At 62.2% G+C, this 14,624-nt stretch carries 17 protein-coding genes and 1 riboswitch; of the genes, 8 read left to right on the forward strand and 9 right to left on the reverse strand.

From position 1 onward, the window contains the following. Positions 1-315: 315 nt before the first annotated feature. Positions 316-1,524: a chromate efflux transporter gene (chrA, locus tag FIV39_RS12310; RefSeq protein WP_090406739.1), complete on the reverse strand. Its 1,209-nt coding sequence runs from the start codon at positions 1,522-1,524 to the stop codon at positions 316-318. 135 nt (positions 1,525-1,659) lie between these two features. Between chrA and FIV39_RS12315 the strand changes: the two genes are divergently transcribed. The 3 genes from FIV39_RS12315 to FIV39_RS12325 all read left to right on the forward strand — a co-directional run bounded on the left by FIV39_RS12315 (position 1,660) and on the right by FIV39_RS12325 (position 3,747). Continuing rightward, entirely contained in the window at positions 1,660-2,229 is a 570-nt protein-coding gene (locus tag FIV39_RS12315; RefSeq protein ID WP_090406736.1) for a nucleotidyltransferase family protein, read from the forward strand. Positions 2,230-2,362: 133 nt separating this feature from the next. Next, the gene (gene tspO, locus FIV39_RS12320; RefSeq protein ID WP_090406732.1) at positions 2,363-2,803 is read left to right on the forward strand and encodes a tryptophan-rich sensory protein TspO; all 441 of its coding nucleotides are present in this window, start codon (positions 2,363-2,365) and stop codon (positions 2,801-2,803) included. Next, positions 2,803-3,747 (forward strand): alpha/beta hydrolase fold domain-containing protein, encoded by a 945-nt coding sequence (locus tag FIV39_RS12325; RefSeq protein ID WP_090406730.1) that lies wholly within the window; start codon positions 2,803-2,805, stop codon positions 3,745-3,747. Before tspO ends, FIV39_RS12325 begins: the two co-directional genes overlap by 1 nt. Here the strand turns inward: FIV39_RS12325 and FIV39_RS12330 are convergent. Further along, entirely contained in the window at positions 3,723-4,181 is a 459-nt protein-coding gene (locus FIV39_RS12330; RefSeq protein WP_244176377.1) for a DUF6678 family protein, read from the reverse strand. The two genes, FIV39_RS12325 and FIV39_RS12330, sit on opposite strands and share 25 nt — an antisense overlap. A 192-nt stretch (positions 4,182-4,373) precedes the next feature. On the opposite strand from FIV39_RS12330, the gene FIV39_RS12335 reads away from it, so the two are divergent. Both FIV39_RS12335 and FIV39_RS33400 read left to right on the forward strand, forming a co-directional pair. Next, complete coding sequence (locus tag FIV39_RS12335; protein WP_090406727.1) at positions 4,374-4,598, forward strand: hypothetical protein; 225 nt, start codon at positions 4,374-4,376, stop codon at positions 4,596-4,598. Further along, on the forward strand, positions 4,595-4,726 hold the full coding sequence (locus FIV39_RS33400; protein WP_261384780.1) for a hypothetical protein: 132 nt from the start codon (positions 4,595-4,597) through the stop codon (positions 4,724-4,726). Before FIV39_RS12335 ends, FIV39_RS33400 begins: the two co-directional genes overlap by 4 nt. Positions 4,727-4,817: 91 nt before the next feature. Here the strand turns inward: FIV39_RS33400 and FIV39_RS12345 are convergent, their stop codons facing one another. From FIV39_RS12345 to FIV39_RS12360, 4 genes are all read right to left on the reverse strand, one after another. Continuing rightward, positions 4,818-5,582, reverse strand: coding sequence for an ABC transporter ATP-binding protein (locus tag FIV39_RS12345; protein WP_090406724.1), 765 nt, complete (start codon positions 5,580-5,582; stop codon positions 4,818-4,820). Next, positions 5,579-6,583 carry a FecCD family ABC transporter permease gene (locus tag FIV39_RS12350; RefSeq protein WP_090406721.1) on the reverse strand — a complete coding sequence of 335 codons (1,005 nt, stop codon included), beginning with the start codon at positions 6,581-6,583 and terminating at the stop codon, positions 5,579-5,581. Before FIV39_RS12350 ends, FIV39_RS12345 begins: the two co-directional genes overlap by 4 nt. After that, a complete protein-coding gene (locus tag FIV39_RS12355; protein WP_090406718.1) occupies positions 6,580-7,590 on the reverse strand; it encodes an ABC transporter substrate-binding protein in 1,011 nt (336 codons plus the stop codon). Before FIV39_RS12355 ends, FIV39_RS12350 begins: the two co-directional genes overlap by 4 nt. A gap of 116 nt (positions 7,591-7,706) precedes the next feature. Beyond that, positions 7,707-7,900, reverse strand: a riboswitch (cobalamin riboswitch). A gap of 36 nt (positions 7,901-7,936) precedes the next feature. Then, on the reverse strand, positions 7,937-8,866 hold the full coding sequence (locus tag FIV39_RS12360) for a DNA/RNA non-specific endonuclease (RefSeq protein WP_146371523.1): 930 nt from the start codon (positions 8,864-8,866) through the stop codon (positions 7,937-7,939). A 133-nt stretch (positions 8,867-8,999) separates the two neighbouring features. Here FIV39_RS12360 and FIV39_RS12365 point away from each other — a divergent pair, with 133 nt between their 5' ends. Both FIV39_RS12365 and FIV39_RS12370 read left to right on the forward strand, forming a co-directional pair. Further along, positions 9,000-10,061 carry a M4 family metallopeptidase gene (locus FIV39_RS12365; RefSeq protein WP_090406712.1) on the forward strand — a complete coding sequence of 354 codons (1,062 nt, stop codon included), beginning with the start codon at positions 9,000-9,002 and terminating at the stop codon, positions 10,059-10,061. 28 nt (positions 10,062-10,089) lie between these two features. Continuing rightward, a complete protein-coding gene (locus FIV39_RS12370) occupies positions 10,090-10,392 on the forward strand; it encodes a protealysin inhibitor emfourin (protein ID WP_090406709.1) in 303 nt (100 codons plus the stop codon). A 60-nt stretch (positions 10,393-10,452) separates the two neighbouring features. Here FIV39_RS12370 and FIV39_RS12375 read toward each other — a convergent pair whose 3' ends face one another. Further along, positions 10,453-11,844, reverse strand: a complete 1,392-nt coding sequence (locus tag FIV39_RS12375; RefSeq protein WP_090406707.1) for an aldehyde dehydrogenase family protein — start codon at positions 11,842-11,844, stop codon at positions 10,453-10,455. 103 nt (positions 11,845-11,947) lie between these two features. Here FIV39_RS12375 and ptrR point away from each other — a divergent pair, with 103 nt between their 5' ends. Further along, positions 11,948-12,835: a putrescine utilization regulator PtrR gene (ptrR, locus tag FIV39_RS12380; RefSeq protein WP_090406704.1), complete on the forward strand. Its 888-nt coding sequence runs from the start codon at positions 11,948-11,950 to the stop codon at positions 12,833-12,835. A gap of 6 nt (positions 12,836-12,841) precedes the next feature. Here ptrR and FIV39_RS12385 read toward each other — a convergent pair whose 3' ends face one another. Continuing rightward, positions 12,842-13,051, reverse strand: coding sequence for a hypothetical protein (locus FIV39_RS12385; RefSeq protein ID WP_074847327.1), 210 nt, complete (start codon positions 13,049-13,051; stop codon positions 12,842-12,844). A gap of 111 nt (positions 13,052-13,162) precedes the next feature. After that, a complete protein-coding gene (locus FIV39_RS12390; protein WP_090406701.1) occupies positions 13,163-14,359 on the reverse strand; it encodes an amino acid aminotransferase in 1,197 nt (398 codons plus the stop codon). Positions 14,360-14,624: the final 265 nt, after the last annotated feature.

A 14,624-nucleotide genomic window follows, 5' to 3' on the forward strand; every position in this document is an offset into this window, starting at 1 on the left:
GGCAACGCTTGCTCAGCGAGAGCCTTTTTGTTTGTTTCCCCCGCTCGTAAAACTCGCGACGGGCGTGGGGATGCAGCCGATTTCCGTTGCGCCGAGTGCGAAAATGACTTCGTGGCCACCGAACTCTTCGCAGAGCAAAGTAGAAATCATGGTGATGACTATGTCCGACTTGCACATCAATGCAGGTAGTCCATTTCACTAATTGGCTCGGACTAATCCGTCAGGAATACCTGGTCGATGAAGCTTGTGGACTCATTAGGTGAAACCGTTGGCTACAAAACCGATCAGCGAGATGTGGCGATCGAGCCGCAGGGCTCACACCGTCAGACTTAATAACCATCCCGCCGCGCCGCTTCCTACAACCACCAGCCACGGTGGCAGTTTCCACAGCATCAGCGCCGCCAGGCCAATCAGTGCCAGGGCGAAGTCCTGGATGGTGAAGATGGCGCTGGTCCACACCGGTTGGTACAGCGCCGCCAGCAACAGGCCGACGACCGCTGCGTTCACACCCACCAGGGCGGCTTGGGTATGGGGGCTGCGGCGCAGGCTTTCCCAGAAAGGCAGTGCGCCCATCACCAATAAAAACGATGGGACGAAGATCGCCAGCAGGCAGAGCAGTCCGCCGAGCCAGCCGGTTGGGGCTTGGTTCAGCGAGGCGCCGAGGAAGGCGGCGAAAGTGAACAACGGGCCCGGCATGGCTTGGGCCGCGCCGTAGCCAGCGAGGAACACGTCGTTGTTCACCCAGTGGCGGGGCACGACTTCGGCTTGCAGCAAGGGCAGCACCACATGGCCGCCGCCGAATACCAGCGAGCCGGTGCGATAGAAGGCGTCGGTCACGGCCAGGGTTGCGTTGGGAATCAACTGGGCGAGGATCGGCAGGCCGGCCAGCAACAGCACAAACAGCGACAGCCACAGTGTCCCGGCGCGGCGGCTGATGGTCACGGGCAGGGCGTCGTGCGCGGTGGGCGGTGTGGGCTTGAACAGCAGCAGGCCGGCCACGCCCGCGACGAGGATCACGCCGACCTGGCCCCACGCCGACGTTTGCAGCAGGGCCACGCAGGCGGCGAGCAGCATCACGGCCACGCGTGGGGCGTCGGTGCATAGGTTGCGCGCCATGCCCCACACGGCCTGGGCGACCACGGCGACGGCCACGACTTTAAGGCCATGCAGCGCGCCGGGCGGGATGGCGGTGCTGTGCCGGGCGATGCCCAGCGCCAACAAAATCAGCACCACGGCCGACGGCAGGGTAAACCCGAGCCACGCCGCCAACGCGCCGCCATAGCCCGCGCGCGACAGGCCGAGCGCGATGCCCACCTGGCTGCTGGCCGGGCCGGGCAGAAATTGGCACAGTGCGACCAAATCCGCGTAACTGCGCTCGCTCAGCCAGCGCCGCCGTGTCACGAATTCCTCGCGGAAATAACCCAGGTGCGCAATCGGGCCGCCAAAGGAGGTAAGCCCCAGGCGCAGGAAAATCAGAAATACCGACCAGGGATTTTCGCGGCGATCAGCGGGGGAGTGGGCCAAGGTGGGCGATCTCGATGAGGGCAGGGCATCGAGGCACCTTAGCGAATTTTAGTGACGTGAAGAAGAGGCGCCAGCGACAGCGCTCAATGTTGTACCGTTGCTCCCCAGGACCGTACCGATGACGAAGGAGTCAGCATGACATTGACTGTCGAAACCCTGCTCGAGCTGGCCATGGCCAACCCCATCAACGCCGAAATCACTGCGCGCCTGCCTGACCTTGGGGTGGACCAGTGCATGCTCACGGCGGGGTGTCTGTTTCAGGCGGTTTGGAACCATCAGGCGAATTTGCCTGCCGATCAGGGCGTGAAGGACTACTACGTTTTTTACTTCGATACCGACGTGTCCTACGAGGCGGAAGACGCGGTGATTCGTGCGGCGGACGAGCTGTTCAAAGACCTGGGCGTCAATGTCGAGGTCAAGAACCAGGCGCGGGTGCACCTTTGGTACGCTCAGCGCTTTGGTCGGCCTTATCCGCAGTTGCATTCGGCGCGCGACGGGGTCGATCGTTATCTGGTGGCCGGTACGTGCATCGGCTTGGAGATTGCCACGGGCGAGGTGTACGCGCCGTATGGGTTGGAGGATGTGGAGCTGGGGATTTTGCGGATTAATCCACTCCATCCGGAGCAGGCGTTGTTTGAGCAGAAGGCGCGCAGTTATCAGGCGCGCTGGCCTTGGCTGAGGATTGTAGGGGTTGGGGATGCCTGAATGCTTTGGCTGGGGCGCTGCGTTATCGTTGGCGATTTTCGCGAGCAAGCTCGCTCCTACAGTTGATTTGCGCTGAACTTTTACGTGGGTGCTGCACGTCCAAGGTTCAACCCACTCCCGCCAAGGACAGACGATGACCTTCTTTATCTTCCTGCTAGCCTGCGCCGCCGCTGCCAGTACCGGCATTATTTTCAAGCCCGGCGCCTGGTACGAGTCCCTCGTTAAACCGAGCTTCACTCCGCCCAATTGGCTGTTCCCGGTCGCGTGGACGCTCATCTACCTGCTGCTGGCCTGGGCCGGTTATCGCTTGAGCCTGATCCCCGGCAGCCAAATGGTGCTGGCGTTGTGGGCCGCGCAAATTGCCTTGAACACCCTATGGACGCCGGTGTTTTTCGGCGCGCATCGCCTGCTCGCCGGGATGGTGATCATCGTGTTGCTGTGGATCACCGTGGCGGCGATGGTGGTATTGGCCGTGCGCCTGGACCTGATCACCGGCCTGATCCTGTTCCCGTACCTGGCGTGGCTGTGTGTGGCGGCGGCATTGAATTTCTCGATCCTGCGCAATAATCGCTGATGGTCCACCAACCCTGGCCCGCCAGCGAGGCGGAACTGGCCCAGATGCGCCGCTTCAATCAGAAGCTCGCCTGGCTGCCGCGCTTCAAGATCCGCAACCGCATCACGCCGCGTTTGATCCAGGCGTTGTTGCGCGTCAGCCAAACGATCAAGCGCGCCACACCGGCTGAAAGCAGGGTTGTCGATAACGTCCCCGTGCGCATCCTGCGGCCAAGCGGCAAGCCCAAGGGCGTAGTGCTGGATATCCACGGCGGCGGCTGGGTGATCGGCAATGCGCAGATGGATGACGACCTCAACCTGGGCATGCTGCAGGCGTGTGACGTGGCGGTGGTGTCGGTGGATTATCGGTTGGCGGTGGATACGCCGGTCGAGGGGCTGATGGCGGACTGTTTGGCCGCCGCGCATTGGTTGCTCAGCGCAGACGAGTTTGCCGGCCTGCCGGTCATCGTCGTCGGCGAATCGGCCGGTGGGCATCTGGCGGCGGCGACGCTGCTGGCGCTCAAGCAATGGCCTGAACTGCTTCAGCGCGTAAGCGGCGCGGTGTTGTATTACGGCGTTTATGACCTGGCCGGCACACCGAGCGTGCGCGCTGCGGGGCCGGAGACGTTGCTTTTGGATGGACCGGGGATGGTGGAGGCGTTGCGCATGCTCACGCCGGGGCTGAGTGATGATGAGCGCCGGCAGCCGCCGTTATCGCCGTTGTATGGTGACCTTACCGGCTTGCCCCCGGCGTTGATGTTTGTGGGGGAGTTGGACCCGCTCAAGGATGACACGCTGTTGATTGCTGAGCGGTGGCCCAGCGCTGAAGCACACCTGTTGCCGGAGTCGGCCCATGGATTTATTCATTTTCCGGTGGCGATGGGGGGACGCGTGCTTGCCTATAGCCGAGAGTGGATTACTCGGCTCATCGATGTTTCATCTTATGCAGGCGGAAAGTCTTCGTAGGATTTTGGAAGGTAGCCCCAAATTCTCAGAACGTCGCCTTGCACTTCAAACTCGAACCCAATCTGCGCGACGACTTTCGATATTTCTTCGGTATGGTCAATGTATGTTTGGGGGAGTAGCACTCCCAAAGAGGGCGCTGCTTGCCACAAGCCGATGTCGAACCATTCGACGTAAGCAAATGGGAACGGCAAGTGATAAAACCACTCCACGTCCCATTCCGAGATATAGCCTGTGATGGATTTGGAACGATAGGACGGCTGCCAACCGCTGCGCTGGCGGAAGTGGGTGATCAGCTCGTTCCACTTGGTATTGTTCGCCGCGCTTGCCAGGTTTCTCGCTGCAACGGTGGCCTGGATGATCTTCCGGTTTTTATCATTCTGTCGGGCGCCGGGCCCTGGTAGCTCACTCATATTCATCGCTGTCGACTCACTCATTCGATTGACACGTCACTGCGCGGCCCCAGCCATTGGATGGCGATCCAGGATATTGATTTTTCTTTTTTGTGCCGCTCGGAATTGTCTGAAAGGGTTACCTGATTATCTTCGTCGTAAGCGGATAGGCAACTTAACGCTGATCACATGGTCAGGTTTATCCGATGCTCCTCTCCCATATAGAAGGACCCCACCATGCGCACATACACCCTGAACTACCTGTTCAACGATGAACCCCGTAGCCATGTGTTCGAACTCAAGCATCCTGAATTGCCCTTGCATGATGCGGCGTTGCACTTGCTGCAGTTGCATTTCGGTGATGCGGAGAATGGCCTGATCATGCCCCCTGCGGATGCGACCCCGGAGGAGATTCTGGAGCAGGCGAAGTGGGTGGGGATTACGCAGATTGAGGTTGTATGAACCCAAGGCCGACCATTCAGGCCGTCAGCGCAGCCGACATCCCTGAAACGCTGATCTTCGTCCTGCAGGCCCGTGCCGAGCTTTTCCCGATGCTCAGCGCAGCCGGGATGCCGACGAACCTGGCGTGATTTGAAGCAACCTATGTACACCCATCCGTTTCTACCAGGGGCGATTGGTTTCTGGATTTGCCAAGGGTTTGAGGGAGTGGATATGTGCTGTTCAGTTAGGCCGCAACCGCAGTATCTGCGCCCCATCGAACGGGTCCGTCAGGTAATGCGCCTGCACCCCGAATGTCTCCTGCAAGCGCTGCGGCGTCAGCACGTCCAGCGGCTTGCCCAGCGCTACCAGGCGCCCACGATCCAGTATGGCCAGGCGATCACAGGTCAGCGCCTGGTTCAGATCATGCAGGGCGATCAGGGTGGTCACGGGTAACCCTTGCACACCTTTCAAAATCGCCAGTTGATGCTGGATGTCCAAGTGATTGGTCGGCTCATCCAGCAACAGGATCTGTGGCCGTTGCGCCAGGGCGCGGGCGATGTGCACGCGTTGGCGCTCGCCGCCGGAGAGGCTGCGCCAGGCACGGTGGCTCAGGTGGGTGGCGTCCACGTCGTGCAGGGCCTGGCGCACGATGGCGTCGTCTTCGCTGGACCACGGGCTCAGCGCCGACAGCCACGGTGTACGGCCCAGGGCCACAGCGTCGAATACGCGGATGGCGTCGTCGGTGTCGGCCTGTTGTTCCACCACCGCCAGTTGTTGTGCGATGGCGCGGCGGGACAGGTCGCCCAGGCGTTGGCCGCCCAGGCGCACGTCGCCGCTGGCCGGTGTGCGCAGCCCGGCGAGCAGTTTGAGCAGGGTGGATTTGCCGGAGCCATTCGGCCCGACAATCCCCAGGGTTTCACCCAGCTGAACCTCCAGGTGAATATCACGCAGCAACTCGGCCTCACGCACCTTGAAGCCCAGGCCGGTGCAACTCAGCACGCTCATCGCGCATTCCTCCGGCCAATCAGGATCAGCGCAAACACCGGCGCGCCCACCAAGGCCGTCACCACGCCGACCGGAATCACCTGGCCCTTGATCAAGGTGCGGGACAGCACGTCTGCCGCGATCAAAAACAATGCACCTCCCAGCGCACTCGCCGGCAGCAGGCGCGAATGCCCGGTGCCGAGCAGCAGGCGCACCGCGTGGGGGATCACCAGGCCGACAAAGCCAATGGCACCGACGATGGACACCATCACTGCGGTCACCAGCGCCGCGCAACCCACCAGCACGAACTGCACGCGGCGCACCGGGATGCCCAGGGACGCGGCCGAATCCGTACCGAAGGTAAACGCATCCAACGCGCGACGATGCCACAGGCATACCGCCAAGCCCGTGACCGCCACCGGCACTGCCAGCCACACCGACGGCCAGCGCACGCCGCTGAGGTTGCCCAGCAGCCAGAACATGATGCCGCGCGCCTGTTCGGAGCTGGCTGATTTGGTGATCAGGAACGCCGTGAGCGCGTTGAACAGCTGCGAGCCGGCGATGCCCGCGAGGATGATCTGCCCGGTGCCGCTGGACGAACCACTGGCCCGCGCCAGCAGGATCACCAGGGCAAACGCCGCCATCGCGCCGACAAAGGCGCCGGCCGAGAGTGAAATCAGGCCGCCGCCCACGCCCATCAGCGCCACCAGCACCGCGCCGGTCGAAGCGCCGGCGCTGATGCCCAGCAGGTAGGGATCGGCCAGTGGGTTGCGCAGCAACGACTGCAAAATCACCCCGCAGGTGGCCAGCCCCGCACCGCAGGCGGCGGCAACCAGGGCGCGGGTGAGGCGGTAGTTCCACACCACGCCTTCATCGATCGGGTCCAACACGTAACCGGCCGCCCACAGTTTGTTGGCGAGCACCTGCAGCACCACCTGGGGCGAGATGGCGGTTTCGCCGATGGCCACGCCGGCGAGCACGGCGATCAGCAATAGCGCCAGGGCGAGTAAGGTCCGGATCATTGCGGCAGGTCGTAGCCGTCGATGGCCGTGGCCAGGTGTTCAAGGCCATCGAACATGCGGATGCTGGCCTGCAGCGCCAGGGCGTCGAGGATGATGATGCGGTTGTTTTTCACGGCGTCCATGTTGCGCGTGACCGGGTCGCTGCGCAGGAAGGCGAGTTTCTTTTCATGGTCGTCGGCGGGGTAGCGGCGGCGGTCCATGCGGGCGATCACCAGGAAGGTCGGGTTGGCCTTGGCGATGGTTTCCCAGCCGACGGCGGGCCACTCTTCGTCGGATTGCACCACGTTGTGCAGGCCGAGGGTTTCGAGCATGAACTCGGGGATGCCTTTGTGGCCGGCCACGTACGGGTCGCTGCCCATTTCGGAACTGGAGAACCACACCAGCGCGCTGGCGTGCTTGAGGCCTTTGCTTTGTACGGTGGCCACGGATTTGGTCAACCGCGCTTTGAGCGCGTTGTTCAGTTGTTGGCCGCGATCCTGTACATCGAAGATCTGTGCCAGCTGGCGGATGCTCTTGTAGATCGTCTCGATACGGAACGGCTCCAGCCGCGTGCCGTCGGCGCCCACCAGGTTGTCCTTGCCTTCGCAGTCGGAGGGCAGCAGGTAGGTGGGGATCTTCAGTTCGTGAAACTGCTCGCGGGTGCCGACCACGCCTTGCGGGCCCACGACCCACTCCAGTTCGGCGGCCACCAGTTGCGGGCGCTTGGCGATCACCGCTTCGAAACTTGGCTCGTTATTGGCAAGGCGCTCGATGCTGTCGTTCTGGGCCTTGAACTGCGGCAACACGCTGTTGAACCACAGCGAAGTGCCCACCACGCGGTCAGCCACGCCGAGGGCATAGAGCATTTCGGTGGCGGCCTGGCCGATGGTCACGCTGCGCGCGGGCGCCTGCTGGAAGGTGAGGGTGCTGCCGCAGTTTTCCAGCGTCAGCGGGTAATGCGTGGGTGCGGCGTGGGCCAGGGCGCAGAAACCCAGGCCGCCGATCAGGGCGGTAACGCGTGGCAGCATGCGGCAATCTCCGTGTGGACCGTACGTGTAAACAGGGGAGGTACGGTTCGGAAATACGCCCTCGAACGCTGCCGAACGGGCAGGCAAGGATGTCCTTCCCGGACACCCCGCCGGTTAGTGATTGTGCTGGGCCGGCAGGTCTCCTGACTGATGCGTCATCGCCACGCTCCGGCCTTCCCGGACGCGGTCCAGTGGCAGTGGGGAGCAGGCTCGGCACCTACAGTTGCGGGGGCAGTTTCGATTGACGCGCGATACCGCGCTTCGAATTCCCTATTAGTCCCGTTCGGGAACCGGCGCGGTATGGTAGTTGATTAGGACGAGGCGATACAGCCCGGAGAGCGCCCGATCAAAGACGAATATCCTCAGGCCCTCGGATCAGCGCTTCAATCCGCGTGCCCGTGGCGCGCTCTTCGTTGCTGAAACCGTCGTAGTCCGCGAGGTTGGCGAAACGGATGCCGGTCAATTGTTCTATCTGGATCACGCTGCGCTGGTAGGTCCTGACCTGGCCGAACATCAGGTCGAGCTGACCCAGTTCGCGGCTTTGGTCGATCATGTAGGCACTGGCGGAGGGCTTGCCGTCGTCGCTGAGGTAGGCCACCACTTTCCAGAACGCCTTGGGGATTCTGATGCCACGGTAGAGGCGATCGTCGTCGGCGAACACCGGGCCGCTGAACACCGTTGCCCGGGCTTTCCAGCGTTGCGTATTGTTGAGAATGTAGTCTTCGAGTTCCAGCCAGGTCTTTTGGTTGAACCCGCTCATCTGCGGCGAGCAGTTGGTGAAATGGAAGGTGTCGATGTTGGCTGTTTTTGCCTCATCGCCCCAGTTCGGGTCCTGCCGGCGCACCAGGTGGCCGCGATCCAGTCCATTGTTGGTGTAGAGCGCTTCGCCCACCTGCGCGCTGATCGGCAGGCGACCATCGTAGGCCCAGGTGTCGTTGCTGCGGATAATCTCCACATGCTGCCCGCCGTCGATATTGACGCCCACGTAGAGCGCCAGTCGTCGGGAACGTGACATTGTCACCGAGAAATGAGTGTAGTCCAGCCGCAGCGGTTGTACGTCATCCGCCAATGCCTCATCGGCGCTGGGCCAGGGCACCGCGAAGCTGCTGAGAAAATCCTCGGCGTAGCCCTGTCGGTCCTGTAGATCCTTGGCGGGGGTGACACGGGGCGTCGCCGCCCGGGCTTCCAAAAGGCTGGGATTGACCGCGATCAACGGGCGCAGATCGGCGAGTCTTGGGCGGTGCGAAAGGTCGATTTTGGCTTTACGTGCGGGCATCGGTAGTTCCTCGCGGTCTTTGGATAAACACGACTGCAACATAGCTTCATGACAATTTGGGCCAAGCAGTCACCGTCGGCTACCCTGAAACGGTTACCCGGACGTTCGCCACACGCCAACAAGGAGCCAGCCTATGTGTGTTCGCCAACAGCGCAACCCGATTTTTTGCCTGATCCCGCCGTATATGCTCGACCAGATCGCGCGCAACGGTGATAAAGCCCAACGCGAGATCGCGCTGCGTACCCGTGCCAAAGACAGCACCTTCCGCTCGCTGCGTATGGTCGCGGTGCCGGCCAGGGGGGCCGCCCATATGGCCCTGGCCATGGGCGCCGACAAACGGCGCTCGATCTACAGCGCCGAGGGCAGCGACAGCCTGCCTGGCAAGCTGATCCGTGGCGAAGGCCAGCCCGCCAGTGGTGACGCCGCAGTGGACGAAGCCTACGACGGGCTGGGCGCCACGTTCGATTTTTTCGACCAGGTCTTTGATCGCAACTCCATCGACGATGCCGGCATGGCGCTGGACGCCACCGTGCACTTTGGCCAGAACTATAACAATGCGTTCTGGAACTCGACCCAGATGGTGTTTGGGGATGGCGATCAGCAGCTATTCAATCGGTTCACAGTGGCGCTCGACGTGATTGGCCATGAATTGGCCCACGGTGTCACCGAGGATGAGGCCAAGCTGATGTATTTCAATCAGTCCGGTGCCTTGAACGAGTCGCTCTCGGACGTGTTCGGCTCACTGATCAAGCAATATGCCTTGAAGCAAAAGGCCCAGGACGCCGACTGGTTGATCGGCAAAGGGCTGTTTACCAAGAAAATCAAAGGCACCGCCCTGCGTTCGATGAAGGCACCGGGTACGGCGTTCGATGACAAGCTGCTGGGCAAGGACCCCCAGCCAGGGCATATGGATGATTTTGTACAGACCTACGAGGATAATGGCGGCGTGCATATCAATTCCGGCATTCCCAACCATGCGTTCTATCAGGTGGCGACGAAGATAGGCGGGTTTGCCTGGGAGCGCGCAGGGCGCATCTGGTATGACGCACTGCGCGATGCACGGTTGCGGCCGAACTCGGGGTTCCTGCGTTTCGCGCGCATCACTTACGATGTCGCCGGGCGACTTTATGGCGTGAACAAGGATGAGCAGAAGGCGGTCAAGGAGGGCTGGAAAGCGGTCGGCATTTCTGTGTAACAACACGCTTGGGCAGTGAGGAACAGCCATGCAAATTTCGATCAAGGAAATCGGCGGACCGGCGTTTTTTCCGGGCCTGGCCAAACCTCGTACCGTGCAATTGGACACGCTGCCCGAGCCGGACCAGCAAGAGTTGCGGCAACTGATCGAGAAATCAGACTTCTTTCAGTTGCCGCAAAGCACGGCGCCGGAACCCGGCAACCCAGGCCAGGTGCATTACACCCTGACCGTGACGGAAGGAGAGCGCGAACACACGGTCTGCGTGCTGGCGCCGGTGAAGTCACAGGCGCTGGATGGGCTGGTGCAATGTGTGCGGCGGCATATTCGCTAGGGCTGCTGCGCAGCCCTGCGGGAGCAAGCTCCCTCGCCACAGGTGCTGTGTTGTCTTGAATTATTTGCGATCCAGCCATACGGTCTGGGCATTGCAGAACTCGCGCACGCCAAAGTGCGACAACTCGCGGCCGAACCCGCTCTTCTTCACGCCGCCAAACGCCACCCGAGGGTCGGACACGCTGAACGCATTGACGAAGATCCCGCCGGTTTCCAGTTGGTTGGCAATGTCGCGGGCCTTGGCCGGATCGCTGGTGAAGATGCTGGCGGTGAGGCCGAACTCGCTGTCATTGGCCAGGGCCACGGCGTGGTCGGCGTCGCGGGCGGTGATGATCGAGGCCACCGGGCCAAACAGTTCCTGTTTGAACGAGGTCATCTGGTCGGTGACGTCGGCCAGTACGGTCGGCTCATAGTAGTTGGCGGCGCCGGCGATTTTGTGCCCACCCAGCAGCAGGGTGGCGCCTTCTTCCAGGGTGGCCTGGACCTGGCCGTGCAACTCGTCGCGCAGGTCGAAGCGTGCCATGGGGCCGACGTAGGTGTTGGCCGATGTCGGGTCGCCCATCACCAGCGCACGGCTGGCTTCGACGAACCTGGCGGTGAAGGCGTCCACTACGCCAGCTTCGATGATCAGGCGCTTGGCGGCGGCGCACACCTGGCCGCTGTTCTGGAAGCGGCCGATCACGGCGGCCTGGACGGCGGCGTCGAGGTCGGCGTCGTTGAGCACGATGAACGGGTCGGAGCCGCCCAGTTCCAGCACGCATTTCTTCAGCGCAGCCCCTGCCTGGGAGCCGATGGCCATGCCGGCGCGTACGCTGCCGGTGAGGGTGACGGCGGCGATGCGCGGGTCGGCGATGGCGGTGGACACGCCGTCGGTGGTCACGTTGATGACTTCGAACAGGCCTTCAGGGAAACCGGCTTTTTGCAGCGCTGTTTTCATCAGGTACGCACTGCCCATCACGTTCGGCGCGTGTTTGAGCACGTAGGTGTTGCCGGCGAGCAGGGTCGGCACGGCGCCGCGCAGCACTTGCCACACCGGGAAGTTCCACGGCATCACGGCGAGGATCGGGCCCAGCGGGCGGTATTCGATCTGGGCGCTGCCGTTGTCCACCAGGGTCGGTTCCGGGGCCAGCATGGCCGGGCCGTGGGCGGCGTACCATTCGCTGAGCTGGGCGCATTTTTCGATTTCGGCACGCGCCTGGGTGATGGGCTTGCCCATTTCCAGGGTGATCATCTGCGCCATCTCTTCGGCTTGATCGCGCAGGGCTCCGGCGAGGGCCAGTAGCAATTCGGCACGCTGGCTCACCGGCTGGCGGCGCCAGGTGCGGAAGGCTGCGGTGGCGCGGTCGAGGGCGGCGTCCAGTTGCGACGCGGTTTCGTAGGGGTAGCTGCCGACTGTTTCGCCGGTGGCGGGGTTGATCGACAGGGCGTGGGTCTGGTGAGAAATAGCGTTCATGGCACCGTCCGGCTGAATGTGTGGAATGGGTTCAGCCTACGGGGATGTATGTTTTCTGGAAACTGAATAATATTGATCGATACGTTCACGATTGGAGAATGACTTGGACCTGGTGCAGCTGGAAATCTTCAAGGCCGTTGCCGAGCAGGGCAGCATCAGCGCCGCCGCGCAATTGATTCATCGGGTGCCGTCGAACCTGACCACGCGCATCAAGCAACTGGAGCAGGATTTGGGCGTGGAGTTGTTCATTCGTGAGAAGAGTCGCCTGCGCCTGTCGCCCGCCGGGTGGAATTTCCTCGGCTACGCGCGGCGCATTCTCGACCTGGTGCAGGAAGCCCGCGCGACAGTGGCAGGGGAGGAGCCCCAGGGCGCGTTTGCCCTCGGCTCCCTGGAAAGCACGGCGGCGGTGCGTATCCCGGCGCTGCTGGCGGCGTACAACCAGAAGCACACCAAGGTCGAACTGGACCTGAGTACCGGGCCTTCGGGCACGATGATCGAGGGGGTGTTGTCGGGACGGCTGGCGGCGGCGTTTGTCGATGGGCCGGTATTGCATGCCACCTTGGAAGGCGTGGCGGTGTTCGAGGAGGAGATGGTGGTGATTGCGCCGTTGCACCACGCGCCGATCACGCGAGGGCAGGATGTGAATGGGGAGAGCATCTACACCTTTCGCTCCAACTGTTCCTACCGGCACCATTTCGAGCGTTGGTTTTCACAGGACGGCGCGGTACCGGGGAGGATCTTCGAGATGGAGTCCTACCACGGCATGCTCGCTTGCGTCAGCGCCGGGGCCGGCCTGGCGCTGATGCCACGCAGCATGCTGGAAAGCATGCCGGGGTTTACCACGGTGAGCGTGTGGCCGCTGACGGACAGTTTTCGCACGCTGCATACCTGGCTGATCTGGCGGCGTGGCACGGTGTCGCAGAGTTTGAACAGCTTCGTCAAGCTACTGGAGGAGCGCGCTCTTCAAAACTCCGCGCCTCCCACATTTTGATCTCTATCAGCCGCCGAACTGGAAGGTGCCCATGGCCAATTTGGCCATGATCGCCGTGGCGCCCAACTGCACCAGCCACAACGCCAGGCCACCCAGGAACACACCCAGCGCCACTTGCAGCACCAGGCTTTTCTGGCGCTTGGCTTGCGGCGCGCGTGGGGTGAAGTGCTCCTGGTCGTCGGGATCGGCGTGCAGGTTCAGGTCGTCGTTTTTCATAGGGCTCTCACAGCAAAAGGGCAATCGGTGCTCAGTCTAGGGGAGCAGGGTATTTTCCGACAGGCATTAAAAAGGGAAGCCACGGCTTCCCTTCGTATAACGCCGTCAGGCTTATAGAACCTGAACAATCGCCTTTGTTACCGCAGCAATGTTCGACTGGTTCAACGCCGCCACACAGATACGCCCGGTATCCAGCGCGTAGATACCAAACTCGCTGCGCAGGCGGGTGACTTGCTCAACGGTCAGGCCGGAGTAGGAGAACATCCCACGTTGGCGACCGACGAAGCTGAAGTCGTGGCCCGGAGCAGCCTTGGCCAGTTCGGCAACCATCTGCTCACGCATGCCCCGGATGCGCAGGCGCATTTCGGCCAGTTCGGCTTCCCACTGGGCGCGCAGCTCAGGGCTGTTCAGCACCGCGGCAACAATCGCTGCGCCGTGGGTTGGCGGGTTGGAGTAGTTGGTGCGGATCACACGCTTGACCTGGGACAGGATGCGCGCGCTTTCTTCCTTGGAGTCGCCAATGATGGACAGCGCGCCCACACGCTCGCCGTACAGGGAGAACGACTTGGAGAACGAACTGGAGACAAAGAAGGTCAGGCCCGATTCGGCGAACAGGCGCACGGCGGCGGCGTCTTCGTGGATACCGTCGCCAAAGCCCTGGTAGGCCATGTCGAGGAACGGCACCAGGTTCTTGGCCTTGACCACCTCCAGTACTTGTTGCCAGTCGGCCGGGCTCAGGTCGACGCCGGTCGGGTTATGGCAGCAGGCGTGCAGCACGACGATGGACTGGGGCGGCAGGGCGTTGAGGTCTTCGAGCAGGCCGGCGCGGTTCACGTCGTGGGTGGCGGCGTCGTAGTAGCGATAGTTCTGCACCGGGAAGCCGGCGGTTTCGAACAGGGCGCGGTGGTTTTCCCAGCTCGGGTCGCTGATGGCGACGACGGCGTCGGGCAGCAGCTGCTTGAGGAAGTCAGCGCCGATTTTCAGGGCGCCGGTGCCGCCAACGGCTTGCACGGTCACTACACGGCCAGCTTCGAGCAGTGGCGAGTCGGTGCCGAACAGCAGGGTTTGCACAGCCTTGTCGTAGGCGGCGATGCCGTCGATCGGCAAGTAGCCACGGGCGGCGTGTTGCGCCACGCGAATGGCTTCCGCTTCGGCAACGGCACGCAAGAGTGGAATCTTCCCCTCCTCGTTGCAGTAAACGCCCACGCCAAGGTTGACCTTGGTGGTTCGTGTATCGGCGTTGAATGCTTCGTTGAGGCCCAGGATTGGATCGCGTGGTGCCATTTCGACAGCGGAGAACAGGCTCATTTTTGCGGCAGCTCTATGGGGGAAGGGAGGGACGTGTCGCGCTCCAGCCGAATGCACTAGAGCGGTGCACAAACGGGGAGCTAGTATAGAGGCCATCACCGCTCAGGGCGACAACCGAAACGGCTTTTCGGCCAAGTTTTTCGGTTTATTTGCCGACCGTTAGTCTTATTGCAACATCGGTTAACCACGGCGGACAGGACGATTGCCTTGAAACCCGTCACATTCGCCACCACTTCTACAGCTATCATGGTTTTTTCCTACGACC

Source organism: Pseudomonas grimontii (assembly GCF_007858185.1).
In the GTDB taxonomy this organism is placed as follows: domain Bacteria; phylum Pseudomonadota; class Gammaproteobacteria; order Pseudomonadales; family Pseudomonadaceae; genus Aquipseudomonas; species Aquipseudomonas grimontii.